General features: G+C 59.3%; 17 protein-coding genes. 6 read left to right on the plus strand and 11 right to left on the minus strand.

Annotation, left to right across the window (positions count from 1 at the left end; translation table 11 throughout):
• Window positions 1-64: 64 nt before the first annotated feature.
• A complete protein-coding gene (locus AB8B33_RS06995; protein WP_439014807.1) occupies window positions 65-388 on the minus strand; it encodes a hypothetical protein in 324 nt (107 codons plus the stop codon).
• A gap of 213 nt (window positions 389-601) precedes the next feature.
• Here AB8B33_RS06995 and AB8B33_RS07000 point away from each other — a divergent pair, with 213 nt between their 5' ends.
• The 4 genes from AB8B33_RS07000 (at window position 602) to AB8B33_RS07015 (ending at window position 2,740) form a co-directional block, all read left to right on the plus strand.
• Entirely contained in the window at window positions 602-907 is a 306-nt protein-coding gene (locus tag AB8B33_RS07000; RefSeq protein WP_113325214.1) for a hypothetical protein, read from the plus strand.
• A gap of 127 nt (window positions 908-1,034) precedes the next feature.
• The gene (locus tag AB8B33_RS07005; protein WP_439014809.1) at window positions 1,035-1,622 is read left to right on the plus strand and encodes an RBBP9/YdeN family alpha/beta hydrolase; all 588 of its coding nucleotides are present in this window, start codon (window positions 1,035-1,037) and stop codon (window positions 1,620-1,622) included.
• An 88-nt stretch (window positions 1,623-1,710) separates the two neighbouring features.
• A complete protein-coding gene (locus AB8B33_RS07010) occupies window positions 1,711-2,274 on the plus strand; it encodes a methylated-DNA--[protein]-cysteine S-methyltransferase (RefSeq protein ID WP_439014810.1) in 564 nt (187 codons plus the stop codon).
• Window positions 2,275-2,350: 76 nt separating this feature from the next.
• The gene (locus AB8B33_RS07015; protein WP_439014811.1) at window positions 2,351-2,740 is read left to right on the plus strand and encodes a RidA family protein; all 390 of its coding nucleotides are present in this window, start codon (window positions 2,351-2,353) and stop codon (window positions 2,738-2,740) included.
• Window positions 2,741-2,910: 170 nt separating this feature from the next.
• Here AB8B33_RS07015 and AB8B33_RS07020 read toward each other — a convergent pair whose 3' ends face one another.
• The 6 genes from AB8B33_RS07020 to AB8B33_RS07045 all read right to left on the minus strand — a co-directional run bounded on the left by AB8B33_RS07020 (window position 2,911) and on the right by AB8B33_RS07045 (window position 8,967).
• Window positions 2,911-3,492 carry an NAD(P)H-dependent oxidoreductase gene (locus AB8B33_RS07020; RefSeq protein ID WP_439014812.1) on the minus strand — a complete coding sequence of 194 codons (582 nt, stop codon included), beginning with the start codon at window positions 3,490-3,492 and terminating at the stop codon, window positions 2,911-2,913.
• Window positions 3,489-4,898 carry an FAD-binding oxidoreductase gene (locus tag AB8B33_RS07025; protein ID WP_439014813.1) on the minus strand — a complete coding sequence of 470 codons (1,410 nt, stop codon included), beginning with the start codon at window positions 4,896-4,898 and terminating at the stop codon, window positions 3,489-3,491. Before AB8B33_RS07025 ends, AB8B33_RS07020 begins: the two co-directional genes overlap by 4 nt.
• Before the next feature lies 1 nt (window position 4,899).
• Entirely contained in the window at window positions 4,900-6,213 is a 1,314-nt protein-coding gene (locus AB8B33_RS07030) for a cytosine deaminase (RefSeq protein ID WP_439014814.1), read from the minus strand.
• On the minus strand, window positions 6,213-7,058 hold the full coding sequence (locus tag AB8B33_RS07035) for an ABC transporter permease (protein WP_113324100.1): 846 nt from the start codon (window positions 7,056-7,058) through the stop codon (window positions 6,213-6,215). The genes AB8B33_RS07030 and AB8B33_RS07035 overlap by 1 nt, the downstream gene beginning before the upstream one ends.
• The gene (locus tag AB8B33_RS07040) at window positions 7,058-7,882 is read right to left on the minus strand and encodes an ABC transporter ATP-binding protein (protein WP_113324099.1); all 825 of its coding nucleotides are present in this window, start codon (window positions 7,880-7,882) and stop codon (window positions 7,058-7,060) included. The genes AB8B33_RS07035 and AB8B33_RS07040 overlap by 1 nt, the downstream gene beginning before the upstream one ends.
• A gap of 68 nt (window positions 7,883-7,950) precedes the next feature.
• Window positions 7,951-8,967 (minus strand): ABC transporter substrate-binding protein, encoded by a 1,017-nt coding sequence (locus tag AB8B33_RS07045; protein WP_439014815.1) that lies wholly within the window; start codon window positions 8,965-8,967, stop codon window positions 7,951-7,953.
• Between the two features lie 183 nt (window positions 8,968-9,150).
• On the opposite strand from AB8B33_RS07045, the gene AB8B33_RS07050 reads away from it, so the two are divergent.
• Entirely contained in the window at window positions 9,151-10,101 is a 951-nt protein-coding gene (locus AB8B33_RS07050) for a LysR family transcriptional regulator (RefSeq protein WP_310383100.1), read from the plus strand.
• Here AB8B33_RS07050 and AB8B33_RS07055 read toward each other — a convergent pair whose 3' ends face one another.
• Window positions 10,102-10,899 carry a creatininase family protein gene (locus AB8B33_RS07055; RefSeq protein WP_439014816.1) on the minus strand — a complete coding sequence of 266 codons (798 nt, stop codon included), beginning with the start codon at window positions 10,897-10,899 and terminating at the stop codon, window positions 10,102-10,104. It lies immediately after the preceding gene.
• A gap of 278 nt (window positions 10,900-11,177) precedes the next feature.
• Between AB8B33_RS07055 and AB8B33_RS07060 the strand changes: the two genes are divergently transcribed.
• Window positions 11,178-11,837 (plus strand): peroxiredoxin, encoded by a 660-nt coding sequence (locus tag AB8B33_RS07060; RefSeq protein ID WP_007815641.1) that lies wholly within the window; start codon window positions 11,178-11,180, stop codon window positions 11,835-11,837.
• A gap of 195 nt (window positions 11,838-12,032) precedes the next feature.
• Here AB8B33_RS07060 and AB8B33_RS07065 read toward each other — a convergent pair whose 3' ends face one another.
• From AB8B33_RS07065 to AB8B33_RS07075, 3 genes are all read right to left on the minus strand, one after another.
• Window positions 12,033-12,581, minus strand: coding sequence for a nuclear transport factor 2 family protein (locus tag AB8B33_RS07065; protein ID WP_439014817.1), 549 nt, complete (start codon window positions 12,579-12,581; stop codon window positions 12,033-12,035).
• Window positions 12,582-12,652: 71 nt separating this feature from the next.
• A complete protein-coding gene (locus tag AB8B33_RS07070) occupies window positions 12,653-13,456 on the minus strand; it encodes an SDR family oxidoreductase (RefSeq protein WP_439014818.1) in 804 nt (267 codons plus the stop codon).
• 39 nt (window positions 13,457-13,495) lie between these two features.
• Complete coding sequence (locus AB8B33_RS07075; RefSeq protein ID WP_439014819.1) at window positions 13,496-13,897, minus strand: GlcG/HbpS family heme-binding protein; 402 nt, start codon at window positions 13,895-13,897, stop codon at window positions 13,496-13,498.
• Between the last annotated feature and the right edge of the window lie 8 nt (window positions 13,898-13,905).

The raw sequence follows: 13,905 nt of genomic DNA on the forward strand, positions 1-13,905 counted from the left end.
ATCAGGCGCGCATGAAAAAGGCCGGTGGGAGCCGGCCTCTCTCAATGAACGGGTCTTTGCCCGATCAGTTGTCGTATTCGCGGCAGGCATCGCTGACCGAAGCGCCGCTCTCGCCACCGCGCGTATCGACGCCGGTATTCTGCTGCGGCATGCCCGGGCAATCGATGGCCTGACCACCGATGCTCTGCGTCGTGGTCGGGTCTACCGTGGCCCCGGGCATCGGATGAATGCCATTGCTGTCATTGGTGTAGTCGGACGAATAATTGCCCGAACTCGGGTCCGTCGAACCGCCATTGGTCGGGCCGATGGTGTCGGGATTAGACTGAGCCAATGCCGATGAAGCCATGCCGATGGCAAGCAGCGAGGCGGCGATAAGAGATTTATGCATGGGAGCTGTCCTCCTTAGATTTTCGTCTTTGGCGACCCTTTCCTAACCCGTGAGAAAACTCCTGGTTCCAAAATTAGGGTTACAAAATTTAAACGGGGCGGTTGAGACAATTGCGCATGGTTACGCATAAACCTTAACCGCGAAAGCCGCTTTGCCTGAGCTCTCCTTTGCCTTACCTGCGCAGTGAAACCCTTGTTACGGCATGAGGCCTTCATGTTCATTTCACCGCGCGAAGCCGGAGATCTCTGCCTTCAGATGATGCTTGCACTCACTTTGACGGTGAGCGGCATGGCGCTGGCGTCGACCGTTGTGAAAGCAACGGAGCAACGGGTTTCGGTCATCGACGTCGACCGTCCTTCGCTCTGGTCTGCTGGCCCCGTCCGCGTCGGGAATGCCGAGCGCATTCTCGTTTCCGACGGGCGCGATATGACTGCAGGCGAGGGGATGCCTTGCCACAACACGATCGGCCTCAGAATATCCTGCGACTTGTTGACCTTTGCTGTGAGCGACAGCTTCTGATCCCGCGATGGATTTTCCAGCTTTCTTGCGGGTTTTGGAGCTTCATTTCTTTAGTCCATAAAATTTATGGATAATTCTGGCTGAGATGCGTCGCGGCAGTTTGCTGCGCATGCGCCAGGAGATAGCAATGACAAAAATCCTGATCGTGCCGGGTCTGTTCGGTTCCGACGAGGGGCATTGGCAGCACTATTGGCTTGATGATGTACCGCAGAGCCGAATGGTCGAGCAGGACGACTGGAACCACTCTCGTCTGGACCACTGGATGGAGCGGCTGGAACAGGCACTGCTGGAGGCGGGGGAAGCCTATATCGTTGCCCATAGCCTCGGCTGCATCCTGACGGCGAGGCTCGCCGACCGGCCACTGGCCCGCCGGGTAAAGGGAGCGCTTCTGGTCGCCCCGTGCGATTTGCCGGCCACGGAAAGGCTGCATCCCGGCTCGCTCGCCTTCGGCCCCATGCCGACAAACCCGCTTCCCTTTCCGAGCCTCACCGTCGGCAGCCTCGACGACAAATATATGTCGCTCGACCGTTTGAGCTTCTACACTCGCCTCTGGAAAACCGAGGTCCGCAACATAGGTCTCGCAGGCCATATCAACATTGCCAGCGGTTTCGGTCGCTGGACCGGCGGCTACGCCCTGTTCGATGCAGTAAAAGGCAAGGCGAAGGCGAAGAGACCGCAGATATCCACGCTTGCCGCGACCGCCGCATCGGCCTGATATTTTATCGGGACATGCGCAAGAAACGGGTTGAACTTACGCCTTTGCAGTACGATTCTGATGCCCGACGGAATGTGAGGGCTTCACCATGGCTCAGAAAGTGCATCAATATCTGATCTTCGAAACCGCCGGCGGTTTTTGCGGCATTGCCTGGAGCGATGCCGGCGTGACGCGATTCCAGCTGCCGACGAAGAGCGCCGAGTCGACAGAACGCTTGTTGCTGCGCCGTTTGCCGGCTGCCGAACCGGGCAGGCCGACGCCGCAGATTCTGGACGCCGTTGCTGCGGTAAACTGCTACTTCGAAGGTGAGGAAGTCGACTTCTCCACTGTCGCCGTTGACCTTGACGGCCAGGACGCATTCTTCCGCGATATCTATGCCGCCGCGCGCCGCGTCAGTTGGGGTCGCACGACCACCTACGGCACGCTGGCCAAGGAGCTTGGAGCAGGGCCGGAAGCCGCACGCGACGTCGGCCAGGCCATGGCGAAAAACCCCGTCGCGCTTATCATTCCCTGTCATCGCGTGCTGGCCGCAGGCGGCAAGATCGGCGGCTTTTCGGCGCCCGGTGGTTCGAATGCCAAGCTGCATATGCTGGAACTCGAGGGCGTGCATGTCGGCCCGCCGCCGCCCGCCCAGCAGTCTCTCGATTTTTGAGGACGAAGCCGCAAGCAAGTGCTTGGAATATGCTGAAAATCCTCGCTATAAAACCCTGTCTATAGCGAGGTTTTTCATGAAGAAGATTTTCAACCCGCCGTCTGTCCGCCGCCCCTTCGGAAATTACAATCACGGCCTTCTCGTGCCGCCGGGCGCGTCCTTGCTGGTCACGTCAGGTCAACTTGGAATCGGTCTCGATGAAAAGGTCCCCGAGGATGTGACGGCGCAGGCCGAGTTCTGCTTCGAGGCGATCAAGGCGATCCTCGCCGAGGCCGAGATGAGCTTTGCCGATGTCATCCGCGTTTCCGGCTTCGTAACGAAGCGGGAGGATTTCCCGGCCTATATGGCGGTGCGCGACCGCTTCACGCTCGACCCGAAACCTGTTTCGACGCTCATCATCGTCAGCGGCTTTACCCGGCCCGAATTTTTGGTCGAGGTGGAAGTAACGGCCGCCAAGGTCTTCTAAGGTTTGACCGCAGGCTCCGTGGCGATCACGACCGCGCAGTTCAACGGCGTGGCAGCACGCATGCAAGCCGCTTCCTAAAGCGTATCGCAATCCTTCTGATTTGCTGGCCGCGCTCAGGCACTTGTTTTCGCATGTGGTTGTCGCAAACCGCACCACATTTTTGCGCGACTTTAGAAGCGCTCCATCGCGCTCTTCACCTTGGCGAGAAACGCTGCTCGCGTCTCCGGGGTGCAATTGTTCATGTCGTAATGGGCGAGAAAGGTGACCGGCTTGAGTGGGTTGATCTGCGCCCGCAAAACACGCTTCACGATCTTCTTGGGCGGATTGCCGGCAACGAAGGCGCGAAAAGGTGTCGCGCCATAGGTCAGCACTGCACCGAGCTTCTTGATATGCCGCAGTCGGGATTGAACCTTGCCGTCGACAAGTTCGAAGGAAACACCGGGGAGCCAGACCCGGTCGAAGTAGCCCTTGAGGATGGCCGGAAAACCGAAGTTCCACACCGGTGTGCAAATGACCAGCGCCTCGGCCTGCTTCAGCCTCTCGACATAGGGTTTCACCAGCGAGGTATTGCCGGGATAGTCGTGATAGACGAGCCGGTCATGTTTCGACAGGACGGGGTCGAAATTTTCCGCATAGAGATCGCACGCATCCACCTCGTGCCCGGCCTTGGCGAGGCTCTCCAGGGTCTGTCTGAAGAGCGCTTTGCCGTAGCTTTCCTCGACCGGGTGCGAGTGGAGGACGAGAACCCTCATGAAGCCTCCATAACGGCGGCAAGACCCGGGAAGAGATAGTTCTTGCCGGCATTGAAATCGAAATTGGGATTTTCCCAGGCGATCATCTTGCCGGGATTGAGCAGCCCCTTTGGATCGGTCTCATGCTTGAAGGCGAGCTGCACCTTGTCTGTGCGTTTCATGCCGCCTTCTTCCAGCGTATAGCGGTGCGGGTTGAAGATTGGGCAGCCGTGGTCCTGATGGATCTTGATGATTTCTTCCAGCCGTTCCTCGGTCGTGTAGCGTACCAGCGGCAGGCCAGAGCACTGGATCTGTCCATCGAATTTGATGAATTCGAGATGACCCGGCACCTCATCGCCGAAAATCTCCACCATCTTCCTCACCTTGGCGACATGATCCGGCCCCGGATACTGCACCTGCAGATAGGTGAAGGACGGATCGACCTTGAGGGCACGCAGCGTCGTGTGGTTCCAGGCAAGTTCATAGGCATGCGGGATGCCGCGCATGCTCTCGACCTTGTCGGAACGGAACATGATTTCACCCTTCTGCGCTGCCGTAAAGGCCAGGAAGGCATCCATGGAATGCGGTGCGATCATCAGCACGACGATCGACTGGCCCTGACGGATATAGGGCTTGTGGCGGGTGAAATATTCATGCGGGATGGGTGCTGCGATCGGCGCTATTTCCTTGACGAGAATGCCGTTGCACTTCGCCAGCGCATCGGAGAAGCGCACTGCATCCATGAAGTCGTCATAGCCGACGAGAACGTCCACCCAGTCATAGGCAGGTGCCAGCGGCATTTCGATTTCGGTGATGATGCCGTTGGTGCCATAGGCATGGCTGACCTTCTGCAGGTCCCAGCCGGTGAGATCGAGCACCCGCGGCTCCGCCTCCATGGTCACGACACGCAAGCGCAGGATATTGCCGAGATCGCGCAACCCGCCCCATGTAATCGAGCCGACGCCGCCAGAGCCGCCGGCAATGAAACCGCCGACCGTCGCCGTCTGCGCCGTCGAAGGGTGAAAGCGCAACTCCTGCCCGGAATGTGCCTTGGTCTGCTTATCGAGCTGGGCGATCACGATGCCGGGTTCGCAGATGACGCGGCCGGGATGAATTTCCTTGATCTTGTCCATGGCGGCAAGGTTGAGCACGATACCGCCTGACAGTGGCATGGCCTGACCGTAATTGCCCGTACCGGCGCCACGCGGGGTGACAGGAACACCATGGGCGAAGGCAACCTTCAGCGTCTGGATGACTTCGGCCTCGTTCTTCGGCGTGACGACGATATCGGCCGTCACATTGTCGAGCTGCGCCTTCAGGATCGGCGAATACCAATAGAAATCCCGGCTCTTCTGGCGAACGAGCGCCGGATTGTCTTCGACCGCGATACCTTCGAGTTCTTGTCTGATCTTCTGATAATCGGCCATCTCAGCCTCCAACGACGCTATCGAGTTCACGATAATCCGGCAGGCTGCGGTCGATCACCTTGCCGCGGCGAAGCACGACGCGGTCAGACTGCGGACGGGAAAGGAATTCGCTCCAGCGCCTTGCGTTGAAGAGCACGAGATCGGCGGGGTTGCCGACGGCAATGCGGCCCATCTGCGGCCTGCCGGCAATCTTGGCCGGTGACGCCGTGACGACACGCGCCGCAGTATCGAGCGGATGGTCGAGATGCAGGATGCGAACCGCCTCGCGAAATACTTCCACCGGATCGAGATCGCCATAGGCATAGAAGGGGTCGCGCGTATTGTCGGAGGAGACAGCCGTCTCGACGCCGGCAGCCGCCAGTTCCTTGAACAGAGTGACGCCACGCCAGCGCGGCGTGCGGCCGGGATAGCGATCCTGCAGGTACATGTTGCACATCGGCAGCGAGATGACCGAAACCCCTGCCTTGTGAACGAGATCCACGGTCCACTTGGCCGCATCGTCATCCTGCCGCGCCAGAGAGCAGCAATGGCCCGCTGTCACCTTGCCTTCGAACCGGTTGCGTAGAACCGCTTCGGCGATCGCCTTCAGTGTCTCCGCGCCCGGATCATCCGTCTCATCGACATGCAGATCGACATCGAGGTCATTCTCCGTCGCCGCGCGCAAAAGCGTATCGAGCTGCCAGTCGAGTGTCGGTCCCATCCTGGTGACACCGCCAAGCAGGCCGCCCTTGTCCTTCACGACAGCAACGAGATCGGCGAAAAAGGCTTCATCGACCATATTGTCGAGCGGGAAGAGAGCGACTGCCTGCAGGGCAATCTTGTCTCTCCACTCGTCGCGCACCTCGGCAAAGACCTCGAAAGAAATACGGTGCTGGGGAGCAAGTGAATCCAGATGCGTGCGGATTAGGCCGGTGCCGTGCACATAGGCCGAGCGTAGCGAAAATTCCATGCGCTTGCGCACATCCGCCGCCGACCAGTTCGCCTCGCGGTCCCTGCCGACGGCCTCCAGTGCACCCATGAAGGTGCCGTCCGGATTGGGCTTGCGCGGCCAGATATGGCCCTTGTCCAGATGCGTATGGATATCGGCAAAGCACGGCCAGACCATGCCCTCTTTCATATCGGACTTGGCGAATTCCGCCGGTGCTGTTCCGGAGGGCAGGATTGCCGAGATGAGACCGTCGGCAATCACGATGTCGGCCTTGACGAGGCCCTCATTGGAGGCAGCAGCGAAGTCGCTGACGGCAACGGTCGGGAGCGTCGCATTGGCCAGCACGAAGCGGCCCGCATTCGGGGGAGACATGAAGGAATAGGTCATCAATTTTCCCGCTTCAGGCTGCTCTCGTGCCAGCGATGCAGGCTGAGCCATGAAATGAAGGAGGTGATGGCAAAGATCGCGACACCGAGCATCGACAGCATGAAGAGCGCAGCGAAGAGGCGGGGGATATTCATGCGGTATTGCGCTTCGAGGAGTCGGAAGGCAAGGCCGGAGCCCGCACCCGCCGAACCGGCCGCAAACTCGGCCACAACCGCCGCAATCAGCGCCAGACCGCCGCCGATGCGAAGCCCGGTCATGAAATAGGGCTGGGCCGCGGGCAACTTCAGATAAAGTAGCGTCTGCCAGCGCGAGGCGCCGTAGAGCTCGAAGAGATTGATGAGGTTGTGATCGACGCTCTTCAATCCCTGCACCATGTTCGACAGGATCGGAAAGAAGGCGACGAGAAAAGCGCAGATCAGTAACGCCACCTGCGTCGACGGCGCATAGATCAGGATCAGCGGCGAGATCGCCACGATCGGCGTGACCTGCAGGATGACGGCGAGCGGATAGAAGGCGATCTCGATCCAGCGCGACTGCACCAGGAAGATCGCAAAACCGACGCCGCCGATCAGGGCGAGCGCCAGCGACATGAAGGTGATCTTGGTCGTAACCCAGAGCGCCGGCGAAAGCGTGCCCCAATCACTAACGAGCGCTCCGGCAACCGCAAATGGGCTCGGAAGTATATAGGGCGGCACACCCGAAACCTTGACATAGGTCGCCCAGATCGCAATCAGCACGATGATGGCGACAAAAGGCACGGTAATGCGGAGCAATAGATCCCGGCGCTTCGCATTGAGTGGATTGGGCATTGCCGGTACGGAATTTTCGACTGTCTCGATGCTCATCAGTCTTCCTTTGCCGCGTTGATCGCGCCAATCAGCGAATAGGAAACGGTCTCGCAGGCCTGCCGGTATTCCTCGGAAGTCCGGTAGTGCGCGTCACGATCGAGGCTCGTCGTAAGCGGAATATCGGCATGAACGCGGCCGGGCCGCGCCTTCATCACCACGATCCGGTTGGAAAGGTAGGCGGACTCAAAGACGGAATGCGTGACGAAAATCACCGTGATGCCGGTCGCCTTCCACAACCGCAAAACGTCGTCATTGAGCTTCTGCCGGGTGATCTCGTCGAGCGCTGCGAAAGGCTCGTCCATCAGCAGCAGTTTCGGTTTGGTCACCAAGGCGCGGGCGATCGACACACGCATCTTCATGCCGCCGGAGAGTTCCCGCGGATAGGCATCGGCGAAATCCTGCAGGCCGACAGTCGCGAGCACTTGCATGATCCGGTCGCTCGCCTCCGACTTGGAAACACCGCGCAGTTTCAGCGGCAGGTAGACATTGCCGAAAACCGTCTTCCAGGGCATCAGCGTCGGCTCCTGGAAGACGAAGCCGATATCGCCCTCCGGCAGGCCCTTCGAATTGATGCGCGAACTTGGCCAGTCGATCTTGCCCGACGTGACGTCGCCAAGACCGGCGATGATGCGCAAGGCCGTGGATTTGCCGCAGCCGGACGGACCGAGAAGGCTGATGAACTCGCCGCTTTCGACCGTCAGCGACATGCCCGAAAGCGCAATCGTGCCGCTGGAAAAGACCTTCGAGACCGATTGCATGACGACCAGCGGCCGCCTGCGTATTTCCTTCGAAGGCGCCGCCTTGGTTTCGGCTAGGGACATTCTTTCGCTCTTTTATCGAAGGGGATGCGGCCCGCCGCCTGAGAGCGACGGACCCTGCCTTGGGAGGCTTATTTCTTCAGCGATACGCCAACGCTCTTGCACACGAACTTCGTCGTAAAGGCCTTGGTGTAGTCGGTCTCAGGCTTGAAGACCTTGATCGCCACCATTTCATCGAAGAACTTCTTGTAGTGAGCGTCGGTGATGCAGCCGATGCCCTTTTCCAGGCCCTCACCGGATTCGATGATGCCGTATTCCTTCATCTTGGTGATCGAATAAGCGATCTGGCCATCCGTCATTTCCGGATTGTCCTTTTTGATCAGCTCATTGCCCTTGCTGTTGTCGCCGTAGAGATAGTTGTACCAGCCCTTTATCGAGGCATCGACGAAGCGCTGCACGACGTCAGGCTTGGTATCGACCATCTGCTGGGTCGTGGTGATCATCGTCGAATAGGGTGAATAGCCGTTATCGGCGAGAAGAAAGACTTTCGGCTCCCAGCCGGTCTGCTTCTGGATTTCGTAGGGTTCCGAGGTCAGGTAACCCTGCTGGGCGGATTGCTTGTCGGCAAGGAAGGGGCCGGGATTGAAATTGTAGGGCTTGTATTGCTCATCCTTGAAGCCCTGAAAGTTTGCCTTCATCCATTCGAAATAGGTGAGGTAGCCATCCTTGCTGAGGAACAAGGTCTTCAGCTTCGCAAGATCTGCGAACTTGTCGACGCCGACGTCAGGATGGGCGATCAGGATCTGCGGGTCTTTCTGAAAGATCGCAGCGACATCGACGAGCGGAATACCCTGCTCGACGGCGGAGATTTCGCCCTGTGGCCCGCCCATATAGAAGTCGATCTTGCCTGAGATCAGCAATGCGTTGTTGGCGGCATTCGGTCCGCCCTGCACGATGGAAACGTCAAGGCCGTATTTGGCATAGGTTCCGTCGGCCACCGCCTGGTAGAAGCCGCCATGTTCGGCCTGCGCCAGCCAGTTGGTACCATAGCTGACCTTGTCGAGCGCATAACCGGGAACACTGGCGGCAAGCATCCCGCCAAGCCCAAGAACTGCAGAAAATACTGATGTTTTCAATCTGTTGGACATGGCGGCGTTCCCCTTCTGGTGCCATGGAAGCTCGTTTTCGGCCTCCGATTTTCCGCATTTGAGCGATTGCTTCGCTCTTTGAAAAGCATCAAAATTCGTGCGCAACGATGCCTTTTTGGCATCTCACCTGATGTCTGTGCCTAAATTGGGCGCTGTGCTTAAAAACGATGCAACGAGGTCGCGATGCTGCACTCCAGAAAGCTTCTCTACATCAACGAGATCGCAAAAACGGGCTCGATCAGGAAGGCCGCAGCGCGCCTCAATGTCGCCTCTTCAGCGATCAACCGACAGATTCTGGCGCTGGAGGAGGAGATGGGCGCTCCGCTCTTCGAGCGCCTGCCGCGTGGCTTGCGCCTGACGGCCGCCGGCGAACTCTGCATCGAGCATATTCGCGAGGTTCTGAAGAACTACGAGCGGCTGGAAGGGCGCATCAAAAGCCTGAAGATGCAGCAGGCCGGCAAGGTACGGCTGGTGACGACGGTCGGTCTTGCCGCAGGCCCGCTGCCGGAAATCATCGCCCGCTTCCAGTCGGAGCATCCGCGTGTCTTCATCCAGCTGCGCAACGATGCCGGGACGATGACAGTCAACCCGGTGCTGTCGGGTGAGGTGGATATCGGCCTCGGCTTCAATATTCCGGCGACACCCGGTATCCGCACGCTCGGCAATTTCGATATCCCGATTGGCGTCATCCTGCCGCCCGGCCACCCCCTGATCGGACCGGGGCCGATCAATCTCGGCGATGTCGTGCAGGAGCGGCTGGTGCTTGCGCAGCAGGGTACCAGCCTGCGTGAGGTCATCAACCTCGCAATGTCCAGGCTCGATATCCCTGTCGAGCCTGTTTTGGAAACCAATGCCTCGGAAATGCTGAAGAAACTGGTCAAATGCGGAGCAGGGCTCTCCATGCTGAACCCGCTCGATGTCATCACCGAGTGCCGCCAGGGCGAACTAGTGTTCCGCCCGATTGCCGAGCCGCATAGCCGCCATCAGCCGATGAAGCTCTTTGCCCGCGCCCGCGCGCCGCTCGATTCCGCCACCAGCCTTTTCGTAGAGTATCTCCTGGCCGAGCTTGCGGGTCTCGTTCAGGAACTGCAGGCCAAGGGGCACATCCCGCTGGAGCGGCCTGTCGTTGCGTGATTAGTGCGAATAAAGGTTGGAGAGCGGATAGCGCTTCAGATCATAGAGCAGCTCGATAAAGCCCTTCACCTGATGGCGGCAGATTGCTTCGCCCTTTTCGGCCGTGCCCTTCGAAGCATCGCCGACGACGCCGTTCGGATTGAGATCATGCGCGATCCAGGCGAGCGAATGTGGCGGCAGCGGCTGGATATACTGTGATTGCTCGCGCATCCATTCGGCCTTCGACACGAAATTCTCAGCCTTCTCCATCCGTACCAGCTCCGGTCGGAAATGCAGCATCAGCGATGTCTCGACTTCGCCGCCATGGATGCCGTAACGTGTCTCGTGCTCGCTGATCATGCCGTCAGGATTGCCGAACCGGCCCCATTGGGTAGAAACCACAGCCATCTGGTAGCGCACGCGCAGCTCGCGGGCGACGATGCTCATGATATCGACATTGCCCCCATGCGAGTTGACGATAACGAGCTTGCGCACACCCGCCTCCGCCACCTTCGCGCCGATCGCCGTCCAGACGGGGATCAGCAGCTCGGCACCGAGGGAAAGCGTACCTGGACCATAGACATGCTCGTTGGCCTTGCCGATTTCCTGGGTTGGCAGGACAAGGATATCGAGGTCCTCGGGCCGTTGCCGGCGCAATTCCGCCAACATGCCGTTGGCGATCGCCACATCGGTTGCGATGGGCAGATGCGGACCGTGTTGCTCAGTCGAAGCGATTGGCAGGATAGCGATGGTCGTGTCGGCGGAAAGCGCGGCAAAATCATAAGTGTTCAGTTCATTCCAGTAGAATGGTGTCCCCATCGCCGCTTCCCTCTTTGTCATTATTCGATAGTGAGTAGGGAATAACGCGACATGCGAAAAGCATCGATTTGCGCGCGCGCCGCTGCCTTTTTGCGCGCATAATGTCGTTAGTCCGATGTCAGGCGATCTTTGCACGCTGGAAATAAATATTCCGCCGTTGCCCCTTTCGGGGAAGGCTTTGGTTTGACCGCGCTTGGCGCAGGTCTGTAGATAGTCATTGGCACGCAGAACTGCCTGCGAGTGTTCAGATTTAATGATCCGCAATTGGAGGGCCGACCATGAGCCTACGTATCAACGATATTGCTCCCGATTTCACCGCCGATACCACCCAGGGCCCTGTTCAGTTCCATGACTGGATCGGCAATGGCTGGGCCGTTCTCTTCTCGCATCCGAAGAACTTCACGCCGGTCTGCACGACTGAGCTCGGCACCATGGCCGGCCTTGAAGGCGAGTTTAAGAAGCGCGGCGTCAAGATCATCGGCATTTCCGTCGATCCGGTCGAAAGCCACGGCAAGTGGAAGAACGACATCAAGACGGCAACTGGCTTCGATGTCGAATATCCGCTGATCGGCGACAAGGACCTGAAGGTCGCCAAGCTCTATGACATGCTGCCGGCTGGTGCCGGCGAAAGCTCCGAAGGCCGCACGCCCGCCGATAACGCCACCGTGCGCTCGGTCTTCGTCATCGGCCCGGACAAGAAGATCAAGCTGATCCTTACCTACCCGATGACGACCGGCCGCAATTTCAACGAGATCCTGCGCGCCATCGATTCCATCCAGCTGACCGCCAAGCACCAGGTTGCTACACCGGCCAACTGGAACCAGGGCGACGATGTCATCATCACGGCTGCCGTCTCCAATGAAGACGCCATCGCCCGCTTCGGCTCCTTCGATACGGTTCTGCCGTATCTTAGAAAGACCAAGCAGCCGTCTGCGTGAGTTAGCCACTGCGCTGATACTGTGATTGGATCAAAAGACGTCCCGGCTTCCGGGGCGTCTTTATTTTTAGGTCGGCTGGCGCAGGCCTCTATCAGAGACGCATTCTCGCTTTCCCGCGAACGAGAATGGTTGCCGCGGACGTAGAGGTAGTATTGCTCGCTGCAGCGCCGCTTTGGAACGCAGGTCGGTCCTGGCCTATTCGGATGGCGTCACACGGGTCCAGAAGTCGTCGAACGCGACCGAATCGAAGAAGGCCGAAGCTCGGACGATACGGTCGTCGCGCATGTCGAGAAACCAGGCATAGGTGTTGACGTAAGGTTTTCCGTCGCGGGCGATGCCGCGGGCATCGAAAAAGACGATCACGGTGTCGCCGTCGGCATAGACGTTGCGGATCACGGGCTTCAGCGGCGCCTTCATGCGGGCATTGAACGGGCGGATCACCTCGCGCAGGAACGCCTCGCGGCTAGGATAGGTCTTCGACGCCAGCGAATAGCCCTCGATGGTCCAGCGGGCGTCGTCGGCGAGCAGGTCATAAGGACTACCTGTGCCAGACGCCCACTTCTCAAACCCAGCCTCGACGGCCGTCTTGTTACGGCGTTCGGTTTCGGTCAGCGTCTGCGAGGCCGCCCGGGCTTCGAGCCCGCAAAGGGCCAGGATGGTGGCGGCGATGCCGAGCGCAGCGTTGAAGATGCCGCGGGCGAGGGATCGCGGGCTGTGGACGATGGCACTTGCGGTGATGGACATGGCTTCCTCCAGAGATTGATTGGTGGTGCGACACCCGCTGAGCGGGTGTCGCGTGCGAGGCTCTGCGCCGATCAGATCTGGTTTTCCCAGGCCTTGAGCTGATGCTCCTTCAGCATGTCTTCGATGACCTTTGGAACCACGTTGCGAAACTTGCCTGTGTCGGCGGGGACGACCTCGATCATCCGGTCGATCATTTCCTGCGGGTCCATCTTGCCTTCAGGGGTGGCGAAGAAGTCGTTGAAGCCGTTGCGCAGGTCTGCCCGCTTGGTGAAGTTCTTGCTGTCATCGAGCCAGCGGAACGGATTATCGGCCATCGTCTCGTTATAGCCGGTGTAGTAGGCGCCCGGGTTGATCGTCTGGATCTTGATGCCGTAAGAACCAAGCTCCTGCTGCAGCGCTTCGGCGATCGATTCCAGGGCGTGCTTGGTGGAGACGTAGGTACCCCAGTTGGCCGGAGTGAACAGGCCGCCCATCGAGGAGGTGAAAACCACTTTGCCCTTCTTGCCTTCGCGCACCCATTTCTGAACGACACCTTGGGTCAGTACCAGCGGCAGGAAGACATTGACTTCATAGTTCTTGCGGACGAGCTCGACCGGAATTTCCCAGACCGGGCCGGCCTCGCCCATGCCTGCATTGTTCCAGAGCACGTCGAAATCCCAACCCTGCGCCTGTTTGATGTCATAGGGGTCGGTGAGATCGAGGCGCTCGACGCGGAAGTTCTTCAGGCCGAGAGCGGCCGCTTCTTCACGCAGCGGCGTGACCTGCGACGAAACCTGCGTGGTGGCGATGATGTTATGGCCGTTCTTGGCCATGCCGATGCCTGCGGCTTTGCCGAAACCGGACCCGGCGCCAGTGATGAGAATGGTCTTGGTCATAATAACGTCCTTTCGATGTGCTTGGGGTTGGAAAGCATTTCAGGCGGTGAGGGCGGCCGCTGCAGCCTGGGCAATTTCGAGGTCCTGGGCGACGGCCCCTCCGGACACGCCGACCGCGCCGATCACGATATTGCGTCCATCGGTGAGGGGAATGCCGCCGGCGAAGACGACGAGGCCGCCATTGGTCTGCTCCAGACCGAACGAGGTGCCACCGGGTTTGCAGAATTCGCCGATTGCTTCGGTGCGCATGGAAAACAGTGCCGCTGTCCGGGCCTTGTTAACGGCGATGTCGATGGAGCCCAGCAGGGCTTCGTCCATGCGGACAAACGCCTTCATGTGGGCGCCTGCGTCGAGGACAGCGATATTGGCCGGGACGCCGATTTCTCTTGCCCGCGCCTCGCCGGCGGCGATGACCCTGCGGGCTTCGTCAGTGGTAATCATCTCCCTGT

The sequence above is a fragment of the Rhizobium sp. 768_B6_N1_8 genome (genome assembly GCF_051811225.1).
Taxonomy (GTDB): domain Bacteria; phylum Pseudomonadota; class Alphaproteobacteria; order Rhizobiales; family Rhizobiaceae; genus Rhizobium.